Below are 4,688 nucleotides of genomic sequence, written 5' to 3'. Positions count from 1 at the left end.
GTCGGCACAGACCCCACCGGCGTCTCCACAGGGCCGCGCCGACCCGCCGCGGCGATCCGCCCCTACCGCCGGACCCGATCGCCGCGGTCATCGACCGGATAGGGGCGCAGCCTGCGCGGCGGCGCCCGGACCGGGGCATCGGTGCGCGGATCCGATGCCGGATCGCACCGGCCGGATCAGCGCCGAAGCAGGCTCCGCAACCTGCGAACGGCCCGCTCCAACCGGGTGTCTTCGAACACCGGGAGTTGTTCCGGGAAGCGCCCCGTGCGCCACAGACCTGCCGCGGTGCTCGTCCGGGAACGTAGGGCTGGGCGGGCAGGTCGAGCGAGGCGACCGGGAGCGTGACCGATGTCGTGTCTCGGCGCCGATCACGGTCGCGAAGCCCGCCTGCGGCGATCCACGGTGGTGCCGCAGCCCGTACTCTCGATGTGCACGACACCGATCCGGCGAGAAGAGGGAGGAGGTCGACGGTAGTGCCCCTCACCGACAAGGAACTGCGTTGGGTCACCGGCGGTTCCGGTATCGACGCAGTTCCGCCCGGGACGTCCGATCTGCGTCACCGGGTCCTCGATCGGCTCGGTTCCGACTCGGAGATCGTCTCCGGGAACCTGACCACCTATGCCCGGTTCGCAACGATCGTGCCGACGGATCCGGACTGGCCGTTCCTGGTGCGGGTGCTGCGGGAATGCCGGCTGGCCGCGGACCGGCTCACCAGCGCCGCGGACATCGACGCATTCCATCTCGAACCGCCGGCCACCGGGCACCGGGGCTGGGACGCCATCATTGCCGGTGTTGCGGAGATCACCGGCGTCGACCGGGTTTCCCACCCGGAGATCCTTCGGTGGTGCCGCAACCCGGCTCGCTTCTGCACCGAACTGTTCGACCCCCTGGGCACCGGGAAATACCGGTGGCTCGAGTACCTACGCACCCCGATCCAGCTGCGGGAACGCAACGTCATCCTCGCGGCCGGCAATCTCGAAGGAGTCTGATCCTGTCCATGCGCGACGTCGAACTCGACGCTGCTCGAATCCGCGAACTGCTCGCCGAACTCGACATGCAGCTGGCCGCCCAGGGTATCGAAGCGAAGGTGTTCATCGTCGGCGGCGCCGCGATGGCGCTGGCCTACAACGCGCGCCGTACCACTGCCGACATCGACGGTGTGTTCGTTCCGCGTGATGTCGTCCTCGACGCTGCTGCGCAGATCGCCGTCACTCACGGGCTTTCGAAGCACTGGCTCAGCGACGGGGTTGTGCAGGTGATGCCTCTGCACGACGACGACCACCCTCGCAGCGAGAAGATCGGCCGCGCGTTGACCATCGAGATCGCCTCCCCGCGCTATCTGTTGGCGATGAAGGCAATGTCGTCGCGGCAGTCCGACGGCGACCTCAGTGATGCCGCGCTGTTGTGCAACGAACTCGGCATCACGAAGGAATCGGACATCGAGGTCGTGGTCGCACGGTACTTCGGCCGCGGCGCTATCGGAGCACAGGAGTTGTTCTTCGAGCGGATAATCGAGCGAGCCAGCGAACTATAGGCGAGCCAAGCAGGTTACGAGCTCGACCCGACGGGGCGGACAGCACCCGCCGGGCACCATTGCTCGACGTTCAGGCTGCCACGTCTGGTGATGATCCGGGCGAGGGTGCGGCCTGCAGCTCCGGCCGAACCCACCGCCATCATCGAGACGCACACGGTTTACCGATAGGATCGCCGATTCCACGGCGGTACCCCGCCGGGAAGAGTGGTTCGCACCGATCGGTCCGCGGTGTCGCAGCGGACAGGTGCACGGGACGTGGACCTGACCGGCAGGCTCGTCGAGCGTAGATCCGCATCGAGGCGCGCAGCTTTCTCCGTCACGGCGGCAGCTCGGGCCGCGGCGGCGCGATGCCGGCACTCTCGCTCCCGGACCGTCGGGGGTGGTCCGGGAGCGAGGGCTCGGCGCGCCGACGTGAAGCCGACCTACCACCACCCTCATCGCCGGTCGCGACGCGAACGTTTCACTGCCTCACGACCACCGGACTACCGCCCGGCCGTCGAGCACTGCCGGACCGGAACGGATGGGCGCGTCACAAGCTAAAACACTTGTGGGCAACTATGCTTGTATCTCCTGGTAGGAGACGAAAAGGGAGTAGAACAGATGGACGCAGCAGCACAGGTTCTCTCCGATGCCCTGCAACTGCTGCGCCGCACCGGCACCCGCATCACCTCGGGCTCGTTGCACCGCCTGGAACTGCTTCTTCCCGACGGCCGTGACGTGGCCGCGCAGGTGACGGTGCACCAGCGTCCCCCGACCCCGCACCTGCTCGCGGCGCTGCGTGGCAAGCACCCCGATTCCCGGCTGCTGGTGGTCACACCCCGAACGACCACGCACCTGCTCGAACTCGCCCACAGCGGCGCGGTCGATGTGATCGCACCCGGCGACGAGCTGCTCATCGCGGCGGGCACCCGCTACGACCCGCCGTCCCCGGCGACGGCGCCGGTCCCGGCCGTGCGCCGGGGCCGTGGCCGCAGGCCGTGGATCCGGTGGGCCACCGAACGGGTGCTGCTGCTGGCCGAGCAGCCGGTGTCCCAGCGACAGCTGGCCGACGTACTCGAGGTCACCCAGCAGGCCGTCTCCCTCGCACTGCGGCAGAGCCCGCACCTGCACCGGACACCGGACGGGTGGATCGCGGACCCTCGCCCGCGACTGCTCGCCGAGCACCTGGCCGAATATCCCGGCCCGGGCGGGGCCTCCACGTACTGGTTCGGGCTCGATCCGGTGATCCGGCAGGCCACCGACGCAGCCCGGTTCTGTTCGGAGAGCGACGTTTCCGTGCTGCAGAGTGGTGATGTGGCCGCCGATACGTATGCGCCGTGGCGGCTACCGGCCACCGCGGTCCTCTACGCCGCGGAGTTTCTCGATTTCACCGCGGCCGGGTTCACCCCGGCGACCGCCGGCGCGCACACCCTCGAGGTGATCGTCCCCGCCGATCCGACGCTGTGGCGTACCGCCCGCGCGGCCGGCGGCGCCTCAGCGGTGCTGGTCGATCCGGTGATCGCGGTGCACGATGTGTTGCGCGGCCCGGGATCGGACGTGCGTGACGCCGCCGAGCGCCTGCGCACCGCGATCGAGGACGGCAGCTACCGCGGCTGAGGTGCCTCCCCAGCGGCGGTGACCGTTGCACCGGCAGCGGCACCTCGTCGGGGGCACAGCTGCGGTTCTGCTACGCGGTAGGTGGCAATTTTCCGGCCTCGCGGTATCGCCGTTTCTCTTCGTCGGTCACCGGTAGGGAATGCCCCAACAGGGCTGCCGCCTTGCGCCGACGCGCCGTGATCTCCTCCGGCGTTGCGGAGCGGTGCCGGCGCAGCTGCAGGCGGTCGTCGGTCAACGCTGACATCGCAACACCTTTCGGATTCACGATCCACAGCTGCTCTTGCGCACGCCAGTCTACGGCCGCAGCCCATCCGGCACGCCGAGCACGCCCTTCCCCGTGCGGCCGATTCCGCGGAACTCGGCTCCGGACGCGCCGAGCATTTCAGCCACAGACCTCAGTCCGGCAACGGTTTTCGGACCGCCTCGCATGCCTCCCGCGCCATCGCGCACACCACCCCGCTTCGGCGACGGTCACATCGATGTCCGTCGGCGACCGCGGACACTCGGCGGCGTGCCGCATCCAACGCAGGCGCTCGCCCGGCCCCGTCGACGGCACCCCGAATCCCCGGCAGGCCCGTCCCGCGGGAGTGTTTCCCCGGGAAACACCCGGCACCGACAGACACCGAGTGTTTCCCATCAGACGACGCTGACGAACCCGTGCGTGCGCAACAGGTCTTTCACGCCGCCGCGCTCATCCCGAACATAGGCCTGGGCGAGCAGATCGTGGAACGCGTCGGACAGACCCGGGTCGTCCTCATCGACCGGGATCGTGAGCAATGTTCCCGTCTCGGCGCTGATCAGCAGGTTGGTGGCGCCGAACAACGCAGTGCGTTTGTTGCCGTCCTCGAAGGGCTGCGCCTTCGCCAGGTCGACGAACAACTCCAGTGCGGCCTCGCACGCGTCCGCCCCACCCAGCGCGTCGTCGAGGAGCTGCTGCAGACCGGCCACGGTCACCGCTTCGGGAGTGTGACGGCCGTATCTGGTCTGCACACCGATCTGCTGATCGGGTGTTCTGAGCTGCCCGGGGTGCAGTGCACCGCTGCGGGTGATCTGCGCGTTGACAGCGCACACGAATGCAGCGTTGATCGGCCGCCGACCGTGGTCGAGGACGAACTGCGCAACGTCGCGGAGGTCTTCGAGCAGGGCGAGGTCGGTGCGAGAGGTCACCCCGTCCAGGCTCCCGGAGCGGAGGAAGTTCTCGGTGTCGCGGCGGCCGGTGGCCAGACCGTCGAACACCGTGCCCGCGGAGTACACGACACCCGCGAGGTCGGCGATTCCGATCGTGGTCATCGTGTACTCCGTGCGGGGGTGTTATCGATGTTATCGAGGGCAGCGTCGGCAGGTTCCCGCGGTACCGGGGCGCATGCCGTCACCGCCACAAACCCAAGTGTGGCAACAGTTTCCGCACCGCCTCGCAGGCCTCCCGCGCCATCGCGCACGCCTCCCGCGCTTCGGCGACGGTCACATCCGTGTCCGTCGGCGACCGCGGGTACTCGGTGGCGTGCCGCATCCGCCGCAGATGGTCGAATTCGACGAAGCGGCCGTCGAACTGGGCGCG

Annotated in this window: 5 protein-coding genes and 1 pseudogene; 3 read left to right on the top strand and 3 right to left on the bottom strand. The window is 69.0% G+C overall.

Annotation, left to right across the window (positions count from 1 at the left end; genetic code table 11):
- The first annotated feature begins 473 nt into the window (after window positions 1-473).
- The 3 genes from WAX14_RS08345 (at window position 474) to WAX14_RS08335 (ending at window position 3,130) form a co-directional block, all read left to right on the top strand.
- Window positions 474-989: a hypothetical protein gene (locus tag WAX14_RS08345; RefSeq protein WP_422627620.1), complete on the top strand. Its 516-nt coding sequence runs from the start codon at window positions 474-476 to the stop codon at window positions 987-989.
- Between the two features lie 8 nt (window positions 990-997).
- Window positions 998-1,534, top strand: a complete 537-nt coding sequence (locus WAX14_RS08340) for a DUF6036 family nucleotidyltransferase (protein WP_422627619.1) — start codon at window positions 998-1,000, stop codon at window positions 1,532-1,534.
- 600 nt (window positions 1,535-2,134) lie between these two features.
- Window positions 2,135-3,130 carry a hypothetical protein gene (locus WAX14_RS08335; RefSeq protein ID WP_422627618.1) on the top strand — a complete coding sequence of 332 codons (996 nt, stop codon included), beginning with the start codon at window positions 2,135-2,137 and terminating at the stop codon, window positions 3,128-3,130.
- A 70-nt stretch (window positions 3,131-3,200) separates the two neighbouring features.
- Here the strand turns inward: WAX14_RS08335 and WAX14_RS08330 are convergent, their stop codons facing one another.
- From WAX14_RS08330 to WAX14_RS08320, 3 genes and pseudogenes are all read right to left on the bottom strand, one after another.
- Entirely contained in the window at window positions 3,201-3,374 is a 174-nt protein-coding gene (locus WAX14_RS08330) for a hypothetical protein (RefSeq protein ID WP_422627617.1), read from the bottom strand.
- A 392-nt stretch (window positions 3,375-3,766) separates the two neighbouring features.
- Entirely contained in the window at window positions 3,767-4,420 is a 654-nt protein-coding gene (locus tag WAX14_RS08325; RefSeq protein ID WP_422627616.1) for a Fic family protein, read from the bottom strand.
- A gap of 79 nt (window positions 4,421-4,499) precedes the next feature.
- Window positions 4,500-4,688: pseudogene (locus WAX14_RS08320) on the bottom strand (hypothetical protein); the annotation flags it as partial.

Origin of the sequence: Rhodococcus sp. (in: high G+C Gram-positive bacteria) (assembly GCF_049299235.1) — a bacterium.
Classification (GTDB): Bacteria; Actinomycetota; Actinomycetes; order Mycobacteriales; family Mycobacteriaceae; genus Rhodococcus.
This window is presented reverse-complemented; position numbering and strand designations above follow the sequence as displayed.